The following is an 18,199-nucleotide window of genomic DNA, read 5'->3' as shown; positions in this document are numbered from 1 at the left end:
GTCAGTGCACGAACTCCAGCAAGTCGAGGCCGACCTGGCGCATGCCGTCGAGCACCGCGAGACGCGAGGAGATCATCGTGTCGGCGTAGTACATCGACACCGCGTACGAGACGCTCGCACGCGGACCGCGAAGCACGCCGACCTCGCTGCGCACGCCGCCGTCGGTGCCGGTCTTGTTCATGAGCAGCACGTTGTGGTCGGGGGTGCGGTGCGCGAGCGGGTCGAGGCCGAACGCGCTCGCGACCATCGACAGGTCGGCGTTCAGCGAGAGCCATCCGACGACGCGCTGCGACACCTCGGGTGAGACGATCTCGCCACGGGCGAGCGAGGCGAACAGCCACGTCAGTTCCTTGGCCGAGCCGATCGAGAGCTGCGGGGCGTCGTCGGGACCGCGGTGGTCGCGCACGAGGTCGAGGAGTGCCGTGCGGGTGAGGCCGAGCGCCTCGGTGCGGGCGCGCACCGCCTCGAGGCCGACGTAGCGGATGAGCACGTTCGTGGCGAGGTTGTCGCTCGTCGCCCCGATGAGGGCGGCGAGGTCGGCGAGCGGCAGCGACGGCGACTGCATGTGCTGCCAGATGCCCGAGTCGCCGACCGCGTCGCGCGGAGCCCGGTCGAGCACCGTGAACGACTCGCTGCTGTCGCCCGCGAGCCGCGAGGCGACCTCGACGAGCAGCAGCACCTTGCCGATCGACGCCGTCGGCATCACGACGTGGTCGTCGACGGAGAAGAGCACCTTGCCGGTCGCGAGGTCGGTGGCACGAGCCGAGACCTGCACGCCGGCGAGCGCGAGCTCGCCGAGCGCGTCGAACCCGCGGGCGAAGTTCTCGTTGGGCTCCTCGGTGCGATGCTTGCCGCGCCGGAAGTCGCTATGCCGTGCGCGCCGCTCCGAACCCTGAGACGACGTCACCACGGTGATTCCACTTTCTGGCAGTCGGCGCTCCCCCACCGCGGTCAGCGGCGCGCTCGAGAATTCTTGTACTTGCGGATGCGGATCTGCGACTACCAGATCGTCACCCGCTCGGCTGGTGCGAGCCAGAGGGCGTCATCGGGAGTCACTTCGAAGCTAGCGTAGAACGCGTCGATGTTCCTGACGATCTGGTTGCACCGGAACTCGTTCGGCGAGTGCGGGTCGATCGCGAGCAGTCGCACGACCTCCTCGTCGCGGCCCTTCATCTGCCAGGCCTGCGCCCACGACAGGAAGAAGCGCTGCGCGGCGGTCAGTCCGTCGATCACGGGCGCCTCCGCGCCGCCGAGCGAGAGCACGTACGCCTTCCATGCGATCGCGAGCCCGCCCAGGTCGCCGATGTTCTCGCCGATGGTGAGCGCGCCGTTCACGCGCGGCGCCTCGCCCGAGGCATCCGCACCCTCGTCGCCCGATGCGAGCTGGGCCGGCACGAGCGCGTCGTACTGGTCGATGAGCGCCTTTGTGCGCTCCTCGAACGCGGCCCGGTCGGCCTCGGTCCACCAGTCGGTGAGCCGGCCGTCGCCGTCGTACTTCGAGCCCTGGTCGTCGAAGCCGTGGCCGATCTCGTGCCCGATGACCGCGCCGATCGCGCCGTAGTTCGCGGCCGCGTCGCGCTCGGCGTCGAAGAACGGGTACTGCAGGATCGCGGCCGGGAACACGATCTCGTTGAACCCGGGGTTGTAGTAGGCGTTGATCGTCTGCGGCGTCATGAACCACTCGTCGCGATCGAGCGGCGTGCCGATCTTGCCGAGCTCCCGGTTGAACTCGAACTCGGCCGTGGCGCGCACGTTGCCGATGAGGTCGTCGGTGATCTCGAGCGCCGAGTAGTCGCGCCACTTCACCGGGAAGCCGATCTTCGGCGTGAACTTCTCGAGCTTGTCGAGCGCCTTCGCCCGCGTCTCCTCGCCCATCCACTCGAGCGCGTCGATCGACCGGCGGTAGGCCTCGACGAGGTTCGCGACGAGGTCGTCCATCGACTCCTTCGCCGCGGGCGGGAAGTGGCGCTCGACGTAGATGCGGCCGACGGCCTCGCCCATGGCGCCCTCGACCAGCGAGACGCCGCGCTTCCAGCGCTCGCGCATCTGCGGGGTGCCGGTGAGCGTGCGGCCGTAGAAGTCGAAGTTCGCCTCGACGAAGTCGTTCGAGAGGTACGCGGCGCTGCCGCGCACGACCTGCCAGGCGAGCCAGTCCTTCCAGGCCGAGAGGCGGTCCTCGGTCAGCAGCGCGCCGAGGCCCTGCACGAAGGAGGGCTCGCGCAGCACGATCTCGTCGAAGGCGCCGGCGGGCACGCCCATCGCGTCGCGCCAGACGTTCAGGTCGACGGCGCCGTCCTGAGCCTGTCGAAGGGATGCCTCGGCCGCCGCGTCCGCCCACGAGAACAGGTTGTACGTCTTCTCGCTGTCGCGGGTCTCGACGTTGCTCCAGTGCGTCGCGGCGATCGCGGTCTCGAGTTCGAAGACGCGGGCTGCGCGCTCCTCGGGCGCCTCGAGCTGCGCGAGCCGCAGCATCCGCTCGAGGTGCGAACGGTACGCCTCGCGCACCGACTCGAACCGCTCCTCGCGGAAGTAGCTCTCGTCGGGCAGGCCGATGCCGCCCTGCTCGACGAAGACGAGGTAGCGCTCGGGGTCGCCGGGGTCGTTGTCGACGTAGAGCTGCAGGAAGCCCGGCACACCCTGGCGCTCGAGCCGGCCGAGGGTCGCGAGGAAGGCGTCGACCGTGTCGATGAGGTCCACCTCGACGAGCTGGCCCGCGATCGGGGTGGCGCCGAGGAGGTTCGCACGCTCCTCGTTCATGAAGCTCGCGTACAGGTCGCCGACCTTGCGCGCCTCGGTGCCCGGCTCGGCGTCCTGCGACTCCTCGATGATCTCGCGCACGGCCTGCTCGGCCTCCTCGTGCAGCACGAGGAACGAACCGTACCTGGCCTTGTCAGCCGGGATCTCGGTGCGCTCGATCCAGTTGCCGTTGACGTGGCGGAAGAGGTCGTCTTGCGGGCGGATGCCCGCATCGAGTTCGTCCTGCTTGATTCCGGAGGGCAGCGCGACATCGGTCATTCCCCCAGCCTAGGCCGCGGCCCCGCGAGGGGGCACGCGAGTCGTCGAAGCCGCGTGAAACTCCCAGCGGTCGTGGAGATCGCAGGCGATCTCGCACGCATCGGCGACGTCGTGCCGTGCGGTGCGCTCGACCTCAGGCGGTCCCGCCGCCGTCGAGGTACAGGCCCGCGACGAAGGCGTCGATCGCGGCGCGGGCGGGGTCGCCCATCATCTCGCCGATCGCGTACACCGTGAAGGCCAGCTCGGTGCCGTCGGCGGCCCGCACGATGCCGCCGAGTGAGCACACGATGTTGATGAAGCCCGTCTTGGCGCGCACCGCATCGCCGACGACCGCCTCGTCGCCCGTGAAGCGCCGGCGGTTGAATGTGCCGTTCGGGCCGGTGGCCGGCAGCATCTCGTCGATCACACCGAGCCCGTGCTCACCACGACGGGCGCGCACGAGCAGTTCGGCGACGAAGCGTGCAGGCACGGCGTTGCGATCGCTGAGGCCAGAGCCGTCGCGGACGGTCAACTGCCCGACCGGCAGGCCGTACCGGGAGAGCAGGGCGGGAACGGCCCTCGAGACCCCGTCGAAGTCGGCCGACTCGCCGATCGCGATCGCCGAGAGTCGTGCGAGCGACTCCATGAGCGCGTTGTCCGAGGTCTCGAGGCCGAAGCGGATGAGCTCGGACAGCGGCGGCGAGAAGACCTCGGCGAGGACCTGCGCCGTCGGGAGGGCGCGACCGCGGGTGACGCGGATCTCCCGGCCCCGGCCGATCAGTGCGGCGAACGCCGCACCGACCCGGCCGACCGGGTCCTCGCTCCGCGGGGTGTCGTCGATGGTCGGGTCGTCGCGGTCGCCGTCGACCTGGAGCGCGGTGATGAACGGGATGTACCCCTCGGGGCTCCGGCCCTCGACGTCCCACTCGGGCAGCCACGGCTCGCCCGTGAACAGCGTGTCGTCGAGGACGAGTCGGTCGACGACGCCCTCGCCGACGGCCGCGAGCACCGCGCCGGCGAGCGTCTCGAGGTGCGCCGACGATCGGTAGAACGAGGCCGTTCCGACGGGAAGCCGGGTCAGGGTGACGTCGCCACCGCCCACGAGCACGATCTCGCCCGGCTCGGCACCGGAGACCACCCTCGTCGCGATGCGGTGATCGGGGCCCAGCGCCGCGAGCGCCGCCGCCGAGGTGAGGAGTTTCAGGACGCTCGCGGTCGGACCGGGGAGGTCTCCATCACGGTCGAAGACGACCCGCCCGTCGGCGATGTCGATCACGTGGATGCGCGCCGCGCCGAGCCTCGGGTCGGCGCCGCGGATGTCGACGGGGCCGGGTTCCAGCCCGACCGGGATCTCCGTCGTCATCGCTCGCCGGCCGTCGAGCCCGGGTGCGTGAGCAGGTTGGGGTGCGTGAGCAGGTTGGGGTGCGTGAGCACGTTCGGGCACGGAGTCGACACCGGTCATCCTCTCTCCACGCCGTACCGGCGCGAACATACGAAACGTATCCTCAGCGGATTTCCAGAAGCATACGGCACTGCTCGCACCCGAGTACATCACTTTCGGATCGGATCTCGGGGCGGCGGGCGTCTCGCGCCGAGCCGGGGGAGATCGATCCTGAGCCCAGCCGTGGTTCAGCGCAGCTGGGCGAAGCTCTCGGCACTCGCCGTCGGCCCGACGACGAGGATGGTGTCCCCGGCGTGCAGCACGGTGTCCGCGTCCGCGTTGCGCCACTGCTCGCCGGCTCGCTTGAACGCCGCGACCGTGACGTCGTGCTCGGTGCGAAGTCCGCTGTCGCCGAGCCGCTTGCCGATGAGCATGACCGGGGCGGCGGCCTTCACGAGGGCGTAGCCCGGATCCACCTCGATGTAGTCGAGTGCAGCGCCCCGCACCAGGTGCGCGACCCGGCGACCCATGTCCTTCTCGGGGTAGATCACGTGGTGCACGCCGAGCTGCTCGAGGATGAGTCCGTGACGGTCGTCGACCACCTTGGCCCAGATCACCGGAATGCCCATGCTGAGCAGCACGGAGGAGGTGAGGATCGAAGCCGAGATGTCGTCGCCGATCGCGACCACGACCCGGTCGAACTCGTCGACGGCGAGCTGGCGCAGCGCCTCCTCCTTCGTGGAGTCGGCACGCACCACCTGGGTGAGGCGGCCGTTGAGCGACTGCACGAGCGTCTCGTCGACGTCGATGCCGAGCACCTCGGTGCCGCCGGCCATGAGCTCGAGCGCCAGGGCGCTGCCGAAGCGGCCGAGACCGATGACGGCGACCGAGTCGGCCTCGGCGATGCGGCGTGAGGTGTCGCCGCCGAAGAACGGGAATCTAGCCAATGGCCGGCCTTTCCTTGGGGTACTCGAAGAGCAGGGGTCGCTCGCGCAGCGCGATGGCGCTGCCGAGGGTGAGCGGCCCGAGTCGGCCGATGAACATCAGCAGCACGAGCACGAGCTTGGCCGGATCGGGAAGCCCCGACGTGACCCCGGTCGAGAGTCCCACCGTGCCGAATGCCGAGATCGCCTCGAAGAGCATGCGGTCGAGGTCTTCGCCGGAGATGAGCATGAGCGCCACCGTCGCCACCACGACCACCGCGACCGCGAGCAGCACGACGGTGATCGCCTGCCGGTGCACCGCGCGCGACAGGCGCTTGCCGAAGATGTTCACCGCCCCCTCGCCGCGGAGTTCGGTGAGCATGATGAAGTACAGCACCGCGAAGGTCGTGACCTTGATGCCGCCCGCCGTGCCGGCCGGCCCGCCGCCGATGAACATCAGCACGTCCATGCCGAGCCACGTCTCGTCGCGCATCGCACCGATGTCGAGTGCGTTGAAGCCCGCGGTTCGCGTCTGCACCGAGTGGAAGAACCCGGTGAGCACGCGCGCCGCGGGGTCGAGGGCGCCGAGCGTCGCGGGGTTGTTCCACTCGATGATCGTGATGTAGGCCGTGCCGGCGATGAGCAGCACGGCGCTGCCCCACAGCACGAGCTTCGTGTTCATCGACCAGTGCAGGGGCTTCGTGAACTCCTTGCGCAACTGCATGATCACCGGGAAGCCGAGGCCGCCGAGGATGATGGCGGCGGCGATCGGCAGGCAGATGAACGGGTCGCTCACGAAGCCCATCAGGTTGTCGCTGTAGAGCGCGAAGCCGGCGTTGTTGAACGCCGAGACGGCGTGGAAGGCGCCGTACCAGGCCGCCTGGCCGACGTCGTAGCCGTAGCCGAACAGGAACCGCAGGAACAGCAGCACGAAGGTGCCCGCCTCGATCGCGAGCGAGATCAGCACGATGCCGCGTACGAGACCGCGCACGTCGTCGAGGCCGACGGCCTTCGCCTCGGCGGCGGTGTTCATCCGCGAGCGCACCGAGAGCTTGCGCGCGAGCACCAGGCCGATGAGCGAGGCGAAGATCATGATGCCGAGGCCGCCCAGCTGGATCAGCAGCAGGATGACCACCTGCCCGAACGGGGTCCAGTACACGACGGTGTCGACCACCGTCAGCCCCGTCACGCAGACCGCGGAGGTCGCGGTGAAGAGCGCCTCGATGAACCCCGCGCCACCTGGTCCCGCCTTCGAGATCGGCAGCATGAGCAGGAACGTGCCGACGAGCACGGCGGCGGCGAATCCGACGACCACGACCTGCGCGGGGTGCAACCGGAACTCGCGAAGGCGGAGCATCCGCCGACGCGCCCTCGTCGCATCGCGTGTGGTCACCTCCGTACTCTAGACCCCGGTCGGGTGCCGTCGGAGGCGCGACGTAGGCTCGTCTGGCACATGAAGGACTCCGAGGCTTCCGGTACCCGAGCAGGTGCGCGACGCGCCGACCGCGGCGTCGATCGCGACATCCTGCGCCTCGCGGTGCCCGCGCTCGGAGCGCTCATCGCCGAGCCGCTCTTCCTCCTCGCCGACACCGCGATGATCGGCCACCTCGGCGCCACGCCGCTGGCCGGCCTCGGCCTCGCGAGTGCGGTGCTGCAGACGATCATCGGCCTCATGGTCTTCCTCGCCTACGCCACGACCCCGGCGGTCGCTCGCCGGGTGGGACTCGGCGATGTGCGCGGCGCGGTGGCCTCGGGCATCGACGGGCTGTGGCTGGCACTCGGCATCGGCGTCGTGCTCGCCGTCGCCGGGTGGTTCGCAGCACCTGCGCTCGTCGGGCTCTTCGGCGCCTCCGCGGCGGTGACGGCCGAGGCATCCGTCTACCTGTCGATCTCGATGGCGGGGCTGCCCGCCATGCTCATCGTGTTCGCGGCCACTGGCCTGCTGCGCGGCCTGCAGGACACGCGCACCCCGCTCTGGGTCGCCGGCATCGGCTTCGCTGTGAACATCGGCCTGAACTACCTCTTCATCTACGTCGCCGGCTGGGGCATCGCGGGGTCGGCCGTCGGCACGGTCGTCGCACAGTGGGGCATGGTCGCGGTCTACCTCGTCGTCGTCGGCCGGCACGCCGCCCGCGCCGGCGCGAGCCCCTGGCCGCACCACGCCGGAGTGCTGCGCGGGGCGGCATCGGGCGGCTGGCTGTTCCTGCGCACACTGAGCCTGCGGCTCGCCCTGCTGCTCGCGACGTGGGCGGCGACCTCGCTCGGCTCGAACGAACTGGCCGCCTTCCAGGTCGCGATGACCCTCTACTTCACGATCGGCTTCGCCCTCGACGCGCTTGCCATCGCTGCCCAGGCGCTCATCGGCCGCGACCTCGGCGCCGGCGACGTCGTCGGTGTGCGCGCGGTGCTGCGACGCTGCCTGCAGTGGGGGGTCGGCAGCGGCGTCGTGATCGGCGGGCTGCTGTTCGCGACGGCCTGGGTGCTGCCGGCGCTGTTCACGAGTTCGGCGGAGGTCGCGGCGCTCCTGCCCCCGACGCTCGTCGTGCTCGCGCTCTCGGCCCCGCTCGGCGGCGTCGTCTTCGTGCTCGACGGCGTGCTCATCGGCGCAGGCGACGCCCGCTACCTGGCTTGGACCGGCATCGTGAACCTCGTCGTGTTCGTGCCGCTCGCCCTCTGGGTGGTCGCCGTCGCCCCGGCCGGCGCCGCAGGACCGGCCTGGCTCATGGCCGCGTTCGCGATCGGTTACCTCGGCGCGCGCGGGGTCACGCTCGGGCTGCGGGCCCGCGGCGCGACGTGGATGGTGGTCGGCGCGGGGCGCTGAGCGCTGGGCCACGCCGGAGGACGCGGGTCGCGCCGGAGGACGCGGGTTCGATCCCTCGGACGCGACTCGTTGCCTCGGACGCGACTCGTCGCCTCCGGCGCCCTCACGCCCCGCGCTCTGCGCGCCACTCGACGAGCAGCTCGGGCATGCGGCGCTGGATGAACAGGAAGAAGTCGCTCATCTCGGCGATGCGCTGCGACGCGAGCGAGTCGGGGTCGTCGATCGCTGCGACGGCCTTCGACGCGAGCACCTCGAGGTGGTCGTAGAGCGGGTTCTTGCCCATCGTCACCGTGTACCAGGCGTGCTCGGGCAGCTCGTAGAGCACCCGGCGCGACCCGGGCTGCGAGACCCGGCGCACCATCCGCAGCGTCTGCAGGTAGCGCACCGCACCCGAGATCGCGGCGGCGCTCGCGACGAGCTGATCACCGAGCTCCCGTGCAGTGAGGCCGGTCGACTCGGCGGCGATGAGCGCCATCAGCACCCGCGCCGGCATGCGCGGGAAGCCCGCCTCGGCCATCGCCGCGGCGGACTGCTCGACGAACTCGTTCATCGCCTGTTCGTCTCGAGCCATACTCCCCATCCTCACAGAACGAGCGGGCGACGAGCGGATGCCCCGCGCCCGCGTTCACCCGCCGAGCGCCAGGTCCCGTCGCCGCACGAGGGCCGTGGCCCCCGCCGCCACGACGACGGCGATGCCCGCCATCACCCACGCCGCGGTCCAGTCGATCGTCTCGGCCGTGACGATCGGGGTGTGGCTGAACGGCGAGACGTCGCGGAGCCACTCGGGGAATCCGAAGAGCCCGCCGAACTGGCCGAGCACGATCGCGACGAGCAGCACCGCCCAGCCGAGGGCGATCGACGCCCTCGGCACCAGTGCGAAGACGAGCGCGGCGACGGCGACGATCACGAGCCCGGCCGGCAGCTGGGCGAGCCCCGCCTCGGCGACGGTCGACATGCGCGCACCGGCATCCGGTGAACCGATGAGCCCGACGAACGCGCCGAGCACCGCGAAGGCGAGCACGGCGGCGACCGAGACGGCCCCGATCAGGAGGTACGCCGAGAACCAGCGGAAGCGCGACACTGGCGCGGCGAGCACGAGCTCGGCGGTGCCGCCCGCCTCGTCCTGCCTGGCGCGCATGACGGCCTGCACCCCGCCGACCGCGGCGAGCGCGCCGACGAGGCCGAACAGGCCCGTCGTGAAGAGGTCGATCAGGCCGCCCTCCGCGTTCGGACCGGCGAGCGAGGCGAGCGTGTCGCTGATCGCCGCCCCGGCCTCCTCGCCGTCGGGGGTGTTCACGAGGTCGACGACCGTCTGCCCGACCGCGCCGAGCACGAGCCCGAACAGTACGCCGCCGATCACCCAGCCGATGACGGGGTTGCGGAGCGTGCGCCAGACGAGGCCGATCGGGCCCGAGAGGCTGAGCGGCGCGTGCACCCGGCCCGGCCGATCGGGGATGATGCTCGAGTCGAGGTCGCGGCTCGACTGCAGCCACGCCGAGAGTCCGAAGAGCACGACGCCGAGGCCGAGGCACAGCAGGAGCGGCCAGGCGAGCTGGTGCGTGTACGGCGCGACCGCCTGGCCCCAGCCGATCGGACTCAGCCAGCTCCACCAGCCGGGCTCCATGCTGAGCCCGTCGGGCTGCACGGTGCCCGTGGCGTCGCCCATCGCGCGCAGGGCGTAGCCGAGGGTGACGATCGCGGCCGCGAGTCCGTTCGCACCGCGCGAGGTGCGCATGAGCTGGGCGCACGCGAGCCCGACGCCCAGGTAGGCGATGCCCACGGCCGACATGGCCGCTCCGTAGAGCAGGGCGCCCGAGGCATCCGCCCCGTAGGCCCAGGCCACGCCGCCCATGATCGCGCCGACCGCGACGCTCAGGATGACGCCTTCGAGCGCCGTCGCGAGGAGCGGCGCGATGCGGCCGGCGGGCGTCGACCCGACGAGCTCGGCGCGTCCCGCCTCCTCGTCGCCGCGCGTGTGGCGCACGGCGAGGAAGGTCATCATCAGGCCGATCATGAGCCCGAGGAATCCGAAGAGCAGGAAGAACTGGAACGCGTCGGGGTCGGTGCCCTGTGGGGTGCCGCGGAGCATCAGGATGGCGGGGCTCATGATGACGAGCTTGATGACGCTCGTGCGCTCGGCCTCGTCGCCGTAGGTCTCGGTGACGGCGGCGTGGCCGACGACCTCGAGCAGGGCGAAGAGCGCGAGCCAGACGATGATCTGCAGCCGATCGCGGCGGAACCGCGCGAGCAGCAGGGTCGGCAGGGTGTTCATCGCACGCCCTCGAGGCTCGATCGGGCGGGCTCGTCGAGCTCGTCGTGGTAGTGCCGCATGAAGAGCTCCTCGAGCGAGGGCGGGTTCACGGTGACGCCCGTGGCGCGCAGGCGGCCGAGTGCCGCGAGCACCTCGGGCATGGCGTCGGAGTCGGCGGTGAACCGCACGCGGGCGCCGTCGACGGCGAGGTCGTGCGCCCCGGGGATCGTCGCGAAGCCGGCCGGGTCGAGCCCGTCGCCGGCGAACGAGATCTCAGTGCGGGTGAGGTGGCGGAGCTCGGCGAGCGTGCCCGTCTCGACGGTGCGCCCGGCGCGGATGATGCTCACCCGGTCGCACAGGTGCTCGACCTCGGAGAGGATGTGGCTCGACAGCAGCACCGTCGCGCCGTCGCCGAGGAGGGCGGCGATCTCCTGCCTGAAGACCGCCTCCATGAGCGGGTCGAGGCCCGAGGTGGGCTCGTCGAGGATGTAGAGGTCGGCGGGCGTGGCGAGCGCCGCGATGAGCGCGACCTTCTGCCGGTTGCCCTTCGAGTACGTGCGGCCCTTCTTCGACGGGTCGAACTGGAAGACCTCGGCGAGGTGCTCGCGCCGGGCCGCATAGGCGCGCTTGTCAGTCGTGCCGCCGCGCAGGCGCGTGAGCAGGTCGATCGACTCGCCGCCCGAGAGGTTCGACCAGAGGTTCACGTCGCCGGGCACGTAGGCGATGCGGCGGTGCAGTGCGACGGCATCGCGCCAGGGGTCGCGACCGAAGAGGGTCGCTTCGCCGCCGCTCGACCGGATGAGGCCGAGCAGCACGCGAATGGTGGTGGACTTCCCCGCGCCGTTCGGGCCGAGGAATCCGTGCACCTCGCCGGCCTCGACGCTGAGGTCGAGCCCGTCGAGTGCACGAACGCGGCCGAAGCGCTTCTCGAGGCCGCGCGTTTCGATGACGGTGTTCATGAGGCCGACACTACGCTTGATTCACAAATTTGTGAATCTTCCTAACGGAACGCTAACGGCAGGTGCGAGACGGATGCGGCGGGGCGCCGAGTGGGTCGAGATGCCAGAAGTTGTCGCAATGACGCGGCCCGTACCGACAACATGCGTCATCTCGCTCGCAGGCGAGGGCGCGACGGGTGGCTGGGTACGGCGAGGGGCTGGGGTGCGTCAGGCGGGGGTGCGCCTGGCGAGGGTGCGCCTGGCGAGGTGCGTCAGTCCGCCGAGGCCCGCGGCGCCGCCGTCGTGTCGCCCACGTGCAGCGTGCTCGTGAAGCACCGCGAGGCGGGCGGCTCGCCCGAGAGCATCTGCACGACCGCCTCGCCCGCCGCCCGGCCCTTCGCGACCGAGGGCTGGGCGAGCGTCGTGAGGTCGTGCTGCAGGCCGTCGACGCGGATGCCGTCGAAGCCGAGCACACTGAGGTCGGCCGGCACCTGCAGCCCCAGCTCCTCGGCCGCCTGGATGACGCCGGCGGCGAGCAGGTCGCTCTGCGCGATGACGGCCGTCGGGCGTCGGGCGGGATCGGCGAGCAGGGCCCGCGCGGCCTCGAGGCCTTCCTCGATCGAGCTCGCGCCGGCGACCCGGCCCGTCGCCTCGGGGAAGATCTCGCGGGCGCCCGCGAGCCGCTGGCTCGCCGTCGCGGCCGTGCTCGACCGCAGCAGCTCCTCGGTGATCGGACCCCGGGTGCGGGCGGCGTCGAACGGCAGCGTCACGATCGCGACATCCGTGTGCCCCAACTGCCGCAGGTACTCGGCGCCGCGCCGGGTCGCCTGGAGGTTGTCGATCGAGATCTCGGGGATGTCCTCGCCGGTCTCCCCCTCGATCGCGACGGCCGGGATGCCGCGGCGTCGCAGCGCCTCGATCGAGTCGGCGAGGCGCGGGCTGCAGCCGATGAGCACGACGGCGTCGACCGGCGCGCTCTCGATGCTGACGGCGTGCTCGCCGGGTTCGCCGGTGTCGGTGAGGAGCAGGAGGCCGGCGCCGAGCGGGGCGATGCCCTCGGAGATGCCGTCGAGCATCTGGATCTTCACGGGGTCGAGGAACGCCGCGCGCACGCGCTCCTCGAGCACCACGCCGACGATGCCCGAGCGTCCGCGACGCAGCGACCGGGCGCGGGGGTCGGGGCCGGCGTAGCCGAGTTCGGACGCCGCGGCGAGCACACGTTCCTTCGTGGCATCCGACACGGGGCCGGATCCGCTGAAGGCGAGCGAGGCCGTCGACGGCGAGACGCCGGCGCGGGCCGCGACATCGGCGAGCGTCGGACGGGGAGCGGCGTCGGGCTGCATGCGCCCGATTCTAGGCCGAATCGATTCGAGCGGCACGGACCGCGGCGTCGACGCCGCCGGCGCCCCAACCGATCTGCGGATATACGATCGGACACGCCGCCGACCGGACGTCTCCTGCGGCGCGGCGGATCGTATATCCGCGGGAATGATCAGCTGGCGGGTGGTGCGATTCCGAGCCGCCCGCGGCCTACCCGCGGGCGACACCGGGAACCGGGCTCAGGCCGGCGCGGCCACCTCGTCGCGGGCGGCCACGAAGGCGGCGACGCAGCGGCGGATCTCCTCGTCGGAGTGCGCCGCCGACAGCTGCACGCGGATGCGCGCGGCCCCGCGCGGCACGACCGGGAAGCTGAACGCCGTGACGTACACCCCGTGCCGCTGCAGCGCGTCGGCCATGCGCGCGGTGAGCGCGGCGTCGCCGAACATCACCGGCACGATCGGGTGCTCGCCGGGCAGCAGCTCGAACGAGGCATCCGTCATGAGGGAGCGGAACAAGGCCGAGTTCGCGCGCAGCCGCGACCGAAGCTCACCCGAGGAGGCGAGCAGTTCGAGCGCCTGGATCGTTCCCGCCACGATCGCCGGGGCGAGCGTGTTCGAGAAGAGGTAGGGCCGCGCGCGCTGGCGCAGCAGGTCGACGATCTCCTGGCGGGCGGCGACGTACCCGCCGGATGCCCCGCCGAGCGCCTTGCCGAACGTGCCGGTCGTGATGTCGACCCGGCCCTCGACGCCGCAGTGCTCCGGCGTGCCCCGGCCGTGCTCGCCGACGAAGCCCACGGCGTGCGAGTCGTCGACGAAGACGAGCGCGTCGTACTGGTCGGCGAGGTCGCAGATCTCGGCGAGGGGCGCGATGTAGCCGTCCATCGAGAAGACGCCGTCGGTCACGATCACGCGGCGACGGGCATCGGATGCCGCGATCAGCTGCGCCTCGAGGTCGGCGAGGTCGCGGTTCTTGTACCGGTACCGGCGGGCCTTCGAGAGACGGATGCCGTCGATGATCGAGGCGTGGTTCAGCTCGTCGGAGATGATCGCGTCGTCGGGCCCGAAGAGCACCTCGAAGACGCCGCCGTTCGCGTCGAAGCACGAGGAGAAGAGGATCGTGTCGTCGTAGCCGAGGAAGTCGGAGACACGGCGCTCGAGTTCGAGGTGCAGCTCCTGCGTGCCGCAGATGAACCGCACGCTCGCGAGCCCGTAGCCCCAGTCGTCGAGGCCGGCGTGCGCCGCCGCGACGATGCGCGGGTCGTTCGCGAGCCCCAGGTAGTTGTTCGCACAGAAGTTCAGCACCTCGCGCCCCGCGACCTCGATCTCCGAGGACTGCGGACCGTGGATGCCGCGCTCGCGCTTCGTGAGGCCGGCGGCCTCGATCTCGTCGAGCTCGGCGCGCAGCTGCTCCTTCACCGTTCCGTACATGTCTACAGCTCCGTCCAGTCGAGGATGACCTTGCCGACGCCGCCCGAGGCGGCCGCGTCGAACGCCGTGCGCCACTCGCGCGCCGGGTAGCGGTCGCTGATGATCGAGGCGACCCGCGAGCGTAGCTCCGAGCTCGTCTGCAGCATCGCGCTCATCGAGTTCCAGGTCTCGAACATCTCGCGCCCGTAGATGCCCTTCATGGTGAGCATGTGCGTGACGACCTTGCCCCAGTCGATCGCGAAGGGCTCGGCGGGCAGGCCGAGCAGCGCCATCCGGCCGCCGTGGTTCATGTTCTCGATCATCTCGGGCAGCGCCTTCGGCGAGCCCGACATCTCGAAGCCGACGTCGAAGCCCTCGCGCATGCCGAGCCGCTCCTGCGCGGAACGCACCCGCTCCTTCGAGACGTCGACGACGGCGTCGGCGCCCATCGAGAGCGCGAGCTCGAGGCGGGCCGGCGAGACGTCGGTCGCGACGATGAACCGGGCGCCGACGTGGCGGGCGACGGCGATCGACATCAGGCCGATCGGGCCGCAGCCCGTGACGAGCACGTCTTCGCCCACGACGGAGAAGGCGAGCGCGGTGTGCACGGCGTTGCCGAACGGGTCGAAGATCGCACCCACCTCGGGCTCGATGTCGGCGTGGTGCACCCAGACGTTCTCGCCGGGCAGCACGACGTACTCCGCGAACGCGCCGTCGCGGTGGAGGCCCACGCCCTTCGTGCGGATGCACATCTGGCGGCGACCGGCACGGCAGTTGCGGCACATGCCGCAGACGATGTGCCCCTCGCCCGAGACCCGGTCGCCGACGGCGACGTCGTGCACGAGCGGCCCGACCTCGACGACCTCGCCGTAGAACTCGTGGCCGGGGATGAGGGGTACGGCGATCGTCGACGCGGCCCAGTCGTCCCACTTCTCGATGTGCAGGTCGGTGCCGCAGATACCGGTGCGCAGCACCCGGATCTTCACGTCGGCGGGGCCCGTCTCGGGCTCGGGCCGATCGACGTACTCCAGGCCGGCGCCGGGGGCGGGTTTATAGAGGGCCTTCATCGATTACCTCATTGTTCTCAGGTCGCGAGCCGGGGGTGTTCGGCTCTGGGTCGGGGCCGGATCGTGTCCGGACGCCCGAGCGCCAGTCAGTTCATGGTGCCACGGATGCCGCGGCATCCGTCAGCCGGAAGCGGGCGCTGGACGCGATGCGCGACAGCGACCGGCCGAACATAATGTAGCGCGTGACGTGTGATATATGACACTATGTCCGCGGTGCATCGAAGAAGATGCACCACTCCGGCCGGGGGGTCGGAGATCGCACAGGGTCGGGAACCGGCAGTGCCGGTTCTTCGATCCGCAGCACACGATTCAGGAGTCGACGATGACCCAACCCATCCGACGACGCGGAACCGGCACAGCCATCGCGCTGTCGCTCGTACTCGCATTCAGCCTCGGCGCCCCGCTCGGGGCCAACGCCGCACCACCACCGGATCCGGTGCCGTCGGGCTCCGGCCCGACAGCACCGCCCGATCCGGTGCCGTCGGGCTCCGGCCCGGCGGCCGATACCGGAGGCGCCGCAGCCACGGGCTCCAGCGATGCGCTCGCGCCCGAGCTCGACCCCGAGCCGGCGGCACCACTGACGGCGAACACCGAGGTGCACCGCACCGAGGCCGGTGAAGATGTCGCCGTTCCCGAGCGACCGTCGGCCGGCAGCCCCGGCGCTGCATCGGCCCGACAGGCGGCCGCCGACACCTGCTCGACCGCGGACTTCGCTGCGGCGAGCGGCCAGTCGCTCGTCGACCTCGTCACCGCGAGCCCGATGGACTGCATCAACTCGCTGTTCCTGGTGAAGGGCGCCGACGCCAAGGCGATCTTCGCGGAAGCGCAGATGATCACCGTCGCGAACGCGCTCAGCAGCGTCGCGGGCGCCTACCCCGGCGACAACTCCACGTCGGCGGGCCAGCTCGTGCTGTTCCTCCGGGCGGGGTACTTCGTGCAGTTCTACGACGCCGAGAACGTGGGCGAGTACGGATCGTCGCTGTCGAACGCGGCGGCCGGTGCGCTCGACGCCTTCTTCGGCAACCCGCGCTCGCGCGACGTCACCGACGCCAACGGCGAGGTGCTCGGCGAGGCCGTCATCCTCATCGACAGCGCCGTGCTCAACGACCGCTACCTCGATGTCGTCGAGCGGCTGCTCACCGAGTACGACGCCGAGTACGAGGCGCTGTGGTGGATGCGCAACGCCGTGAACAACGTGTTCACGGTGCTGTTCCGCGGCCACCAGGTGCCCGAGTTCGTCGCTGCCGTGGCCGCGGATCCGTCGCTCCTCACGACGCTGCACGACTTCGCCGTCGCCCACCTCGACCGGCTCGGCGGCGACTCGGCCTTCCTGCCGACGAACGCGGGTCGCGAGCTCGCCCGCTTCCTCGGCGACGACTCGGTGCGCGCAACGGCGAAGCCGCTCGTCGCCGACCTGCTCACGCGGACCTCGCTCGACGGACCGACCGCGCAGTTGTGGGTCGCACTCGGCCAGATGGCGAACTACTACGACCCCGAGGCGTGCGCCGACTACGGCACCTGCAACCTCGGCGAGCGGGTCGCCGACGCCGTCCTCGTCACCGAGCACGACTGCTCCGGGGGCATCACGATCCGCGCCCAGGAGATCAGCGCCGAGCAGCTCGCCGCGTCCTGCTCGAGCCTGCTCGCGCAGGACCAGTACTTCCACGCGGTCGCGAAGGACCCGGGGGCGGTGCCGAACGATGTGAACTCCAGCATCGAGGTGGTCGTGTTCGACTCGAGCAGCGACTACCAGAGCTACGCGGGTGCGATCTTCGGCATCGACACCAACAACGGCGGCATGTACCTCGAGGGCGACCCCTCGGCCGCCGACAACGTCGCGCGGTTCATCGCCTACGAGGCCGAGTGGCTTCGCCCGGCGTTCGCGGTGTGGAACCTCAACCACGAGTACACGCACTACCTCGACGGCCGCTTCAACATGCACGGCGACTTCGAGGAGGGCATGCAGACGCCCACGATCTGGTGGGTCGAGGGCTTCGCCGAGTTCATCTCGTACCACTACCGGGGTGAGGACAACACGGCCGCGCAGGCGGCGGCCGCGCAGGGCACCTACACGCTCAGCCAGCTCTTCGACACGAACTACGACCACGGCCAGGAGCGGGTCTACCGCTGGGGGTACCTCGCCGCGGCGTTCATGCTCAACGAGCGCCCGAGCGAGCTGCAGACCATCCTCGGCTCGTACCGCGCCGGCGACTGGGACGCGGCGCGCACCTACATCACCGACACGATCGGCACGCGGTACGACGCCGAGTTCGCGGCGTACCTGACGCGGTGCGCGGCGGGCGACTGCAGCGCCGATCTCGGTGGCGGCACCGACCCGGTCAACCGCGTGCCGGTGGCGTCGTTCGCCATTTCGATCGACGGCCTGAACGTCGGCTTCACCGACTCGTCGACCGACGAGGACGGCACGATCGCCTCACGCAAGTGGCAGTTCGGCGACGGACAGGAGTCGACCGAGGCGAACCCCTCGATCGCCTTCGCCGCGGCCGGCACGTACTCGGTCACGCTCACGGTGACCGACGACGACGGTGCGACCGGCACGGTCACCCTCCCCGTCACGGTCGCGGACGACGGCACCCCGGCACTCCCGGAGTGCACGGGATCCGATGTCCGCCAGCTCGACGATGACTGCAGCCGCTCCCGGCGCTCCGCCAAGCGCGGCGACACCGACTCGCTGTTCATCTGGATTCCGGCGGACACCGCACAGGTGACCGTCACGACGACCGGCGGCACCGGAGACGCCGACCTCTATTACGACTGCTACGGCTGGGCCGACGCGAACGCGCACGTCGCGCGCTCGACGACCCCCGGCAGCAACGAGGAGAGCGTCGTGGTGGCCTGGCCCGCAGCCGGGTGGAACTACGTCGGCCTGACCGGGGTCGAGGACTTCGCGGGGGTGACGGTCACCGCCAGCTACTGATCCTGCGACAGGGCGGCCGTGCGGCTCGGGGGTTCCCGGACCGCACGGCCGTCGCCGTGCCGGTTGCGGTTCGACCTCGCGACGGATATCGTTCACTGATCACCGAATCGAATCGATTCGATCGCCGCTCGAGCGGCCCGGCGAGACCGACTCGACGACA

At 71.0% G+C, this 18,199-nt stretch carries 13 protein-coding genes; 2 read left to right on the top strand and 11 right to left on the bottom strand.

Features of this window, described 5'->3' with window-relative positions:
• Nucleotide 1: 1 nt before the first annotated feature.
• The 5 genes from ASE14_RS12695 to ASE14_RS12675 all read right to left on the bottom strand — a co-directional run bounded on the left by ASE14_RS12695 (nt 2) and on the right by ASE14_RS12675 (nt 6,655).
• The gene (locus tag ASE14_RS12695; protein ID WP_369816487.1) at nt 2–907 is read right to left on the bottom strand and encodes a serine hydrolase; all 906 of its coding nucleotides are present in this window, start codon (nt 905–907) and stop codon (nt 2–4) included.
• Between the two features lie 92 nt (nt 908–999).
• Complete coding sequence (locus tag ASE14_RS12690; protein ID WP_056655002.1) at nt 1,000–3,015, bottom strand: M13 family metallopeptidase; 2,016 nt, start codon at nt 3,013–3,015, stop codon at nt 1,000–1,002.
• Nucleotides 3,016–3,148: 133 nt separating this feature from the next.
• Nucleotides 3,149–4,357 (bottom strand): D-alanyl-D-alanine carboxypeptidase/D-alanyl-D-alanine-endopeptidase, encoded by a 1,209-nt coding sequence (locus ASE14_RS12685; protein WP_056655000.1) that lies wholly within the window; start codon nt 4,355–4,357, stop codon nt 3,149–3,151.
• A gap of 266 nt (nt 4,358–4,623) precedes the next feature.
• Complete coding sequence (locus tag ASE14_RS12680) at nt 4,624–5,322, bottom strand: TrkA family potassium uptake protein (RefSeq protein WP_200953319.1); 699 nt, start codon at nt 5,320–5,322, stop codon at nt 4,624–4,626.
• A complete protein-coding gene (locus ASE14_RS12675) occupies nt 5,315–6,655 on the bottom strand; it encodes a TrkH family potassium uptake protein (RefSeq protein ID WP_056654998.1) in 1,341 nt (446 codons plus the stop codon). The genes ASE14_RS12680 and ASE14_RS12675 overlap by 8 nt, the downstream gene beginning before the upstream one ends.
• 96 nt (nt 6,656–6,751) lie before the next feature.
• Between ASE14_RS12675 and ASE14_RS12670 the strand changes: the two genes are divergently transcribed.
• Complete coding sequence (locus ASE14_RS12670) at nt 6,752–8,119, top strand: MATE family efflux transporter (protein ID WP_056654996.1); 1,368 nt, start codon at nt 6,752–6,754, stop codon at nt 8,117–8,119.
• 103 nt (nt 8,120–8,222) lie between these two features.
• On the opposite strand, the gene ASE14_RS12665 is transcribed toward ASE14_RS12670, so the two are convergent.
• The 6 genes from ASE14_RS12665 to tdh all read right to left on the bottom strand — a co-directional run bounded on the left by ASE14_RS12665 (nt 8,223) and on the right by tdh (nt 15,101).
• Nucleotides 8,223–8,690 (bottom strand): GbsR/MarR family transcriptional regulator, encoded by a 468-nt coding sequence (locus ASE14_RS12665; protein WP_056654994.1) that lies wholly within the window; start codon nt 8,688–8,690, stop codon nt 8,223–8,225.
• A 54-nt stretch (nt 8,691–8,744) separates the two neighbouring features.
• Nucleotides 8,745–10,391 (bottom strand): ABC transporter permease, encoded by a 1,647-nt coding sequence (locus ASE14_RS12660; RefSeq protein WP_056654992.1) that lies wholly within the window; start codon nt 10,389–10,391, stop codon nt 8,745–8,747.
• Nucleotides 10,388–11,329 carry an ABC transporter ATP-binding protein gene (locus ASE14_RS12655; protein WP_056654990.1) on the bottom strand — a complete coding sequence of 314 codons (942 nt, stop codon included), beginning with the start codon at nt 11,327–11,329 and terminating at the stop codon, nt 10,388–10,390. The genes ASE14_RS12660 and ASE14_RS12655 overlap by 4 nt, the downstream gene beginning before the upstream one ends.
• Before the next feature lie 251 nt (nt 11,330–11,580).
• Nucleotides 11,581–12,651 (bottom strand): LacI family DNA-binding transcriptional regulator, encoded by a 1,071-nt coding sequence (locus ASE14_RS12650; protein ID WP_056654988.1) that lies wholly within the window; start codon nt 12,649–12,651, stop codon nt 11,581–11,583.
• 216 nt (nt 12,652–12,867) lie between these two features.
• On the bottom strand, nt 12,868–14,055 hold the full coding sequence (locus ASE14_RS12645; RefSeq protein WP_056654986.1) for a glycine C-acetyltransferase: 1,188 nt from the start codon (nt 14,053–14,055) through the stop codon (nt 12,868–12,870).
• 2 nt (nt 14,056–14,057) lie between these two features.
• The gene (gene tdh / locus ASE14_RS12640; RefSeq protein WP_056654985.1) at nt 14,058–15,101 is read right to left on the bottom strand and encodes an L-threonine 3-dehydrogenase; all 1,044 of its coding nucleotides are present in this window, start codon (nt 15,099–15,101) and stop codon (nt 14,058–14,060) included.
• Between the two features lie 322 nt (nt 15,102–15,423).
• Here tdh and ASE14_RS12635 point away from each other — a divergent pair, with 322 nt between their 5' ends.
• Nucleotides 15,424–18,039, top strand: coding sequence for a collagenase (locus ASE14_RS12635; RefSeq protein ID WP_056654982.1), 2,616 nt, complete (start codon nt 15,424–15,426; stop codon nt 18,037–18,039).
• Nucleotides 18,040–18,199: the final 160 nt, after the last annotated feature.

Source organism: Agromyces sp. Root81, from assembly GCF_001429165.1.
Classification (GTDB): Bacteria; Actinomycetota; Actinomycetes; order Actinomycetales; family Microbacteriaceae; genus Agromyces.
This window is presented reverse-complemented; position numbering and strand designations above follow the sequence as displayed.

What these genes read in the sequence shown, in the direction of transcription:
- ASE14_RS12690 (WP_056655002.1), bottom strand. Translation starts at nt 3,015, where the DNA reads ATGACCGATGTCGCGCTGCCCTCCGGAATCAAGCAGGACGAACTCGAT.
- ASE14_RS12685 (WP_056655000.1), bottom strand. Translation starts at nt 4,357, where the DNA reads ATGACGACGGAGATCCCGGTCGGGCTGGAACCCGGCCCCGTCGACATC.
- ASE14_RS12675 (WP_056654998.1), bottom strand. Translation starts at nt 6,655, where the DNA reads ATGCTCCGCCTTCGCGAGTTCCGGTTGCACCCCGCGCAGGTCGTGGTC.
- ASE14_RS12670 (WP_056654996.1), top strand. Translation starts at nt 6,752, where the DNA reads ATGAAGGACTCCGAGGCTTCCGGTACCCGAGCAGGTGCGCGACGCGCC.
- ASE14_RS12665 (WP_056654994.1), bottom strand. Translation starts at nt 8,690, where the DNA reads ATGGCTCGAGACGAACAGGCGATGAACGAGTTCGTCGAGCAGTCCGCC.
- ASE14_RS12660 (WP_056654992.1), bottom strand. Translation starts at nt 10,391, where the DNA reads ATGAACACCCTGCCGACCCTGCTGCTCGCGCGGTTCCGCCGCGATCGG.
- ASE14_RS12655 (WP_056654990.1), bottom strand. Translation starts at nt 11,329, where the DNA reads ATGAACACCGTCATCGAAACGCGCGGCCTCGAGAAGCGCTTCGGCCGC.
- ASE14_RS12650 (WP_056654988.1), bottom strand. Translation starts at nt 12,651, where the DNA reads ATGCAGCCCGACGCCGCTCCCCGTCCGACGCTCGCCGATGTCGCGGCC.
- ASE14_RS12645 (WP_056654986.1), bottom strand. Translation starts at nt 14,055, where the DNA reads ATGTACGGAACGGTGAAGGAGCAGCTGCGCGCCGAGCTCGACGAGATC.
- tdh (WP_056654985.1), bottom strand. Translation starts at nt 15,101, where the DNA reads ATGAAGGCCCTCTATAAACCCGCCCCCGGCGCCGGCCTGGAGTACGTC.
- ASE14_RS12635 (WP_056654982.1), top strand. Translation starts at nt 15,424, where the DNA reads ATGACCCAACCCATCCGACGACGCGGAACCGGCACAGCCATCGCGCTG.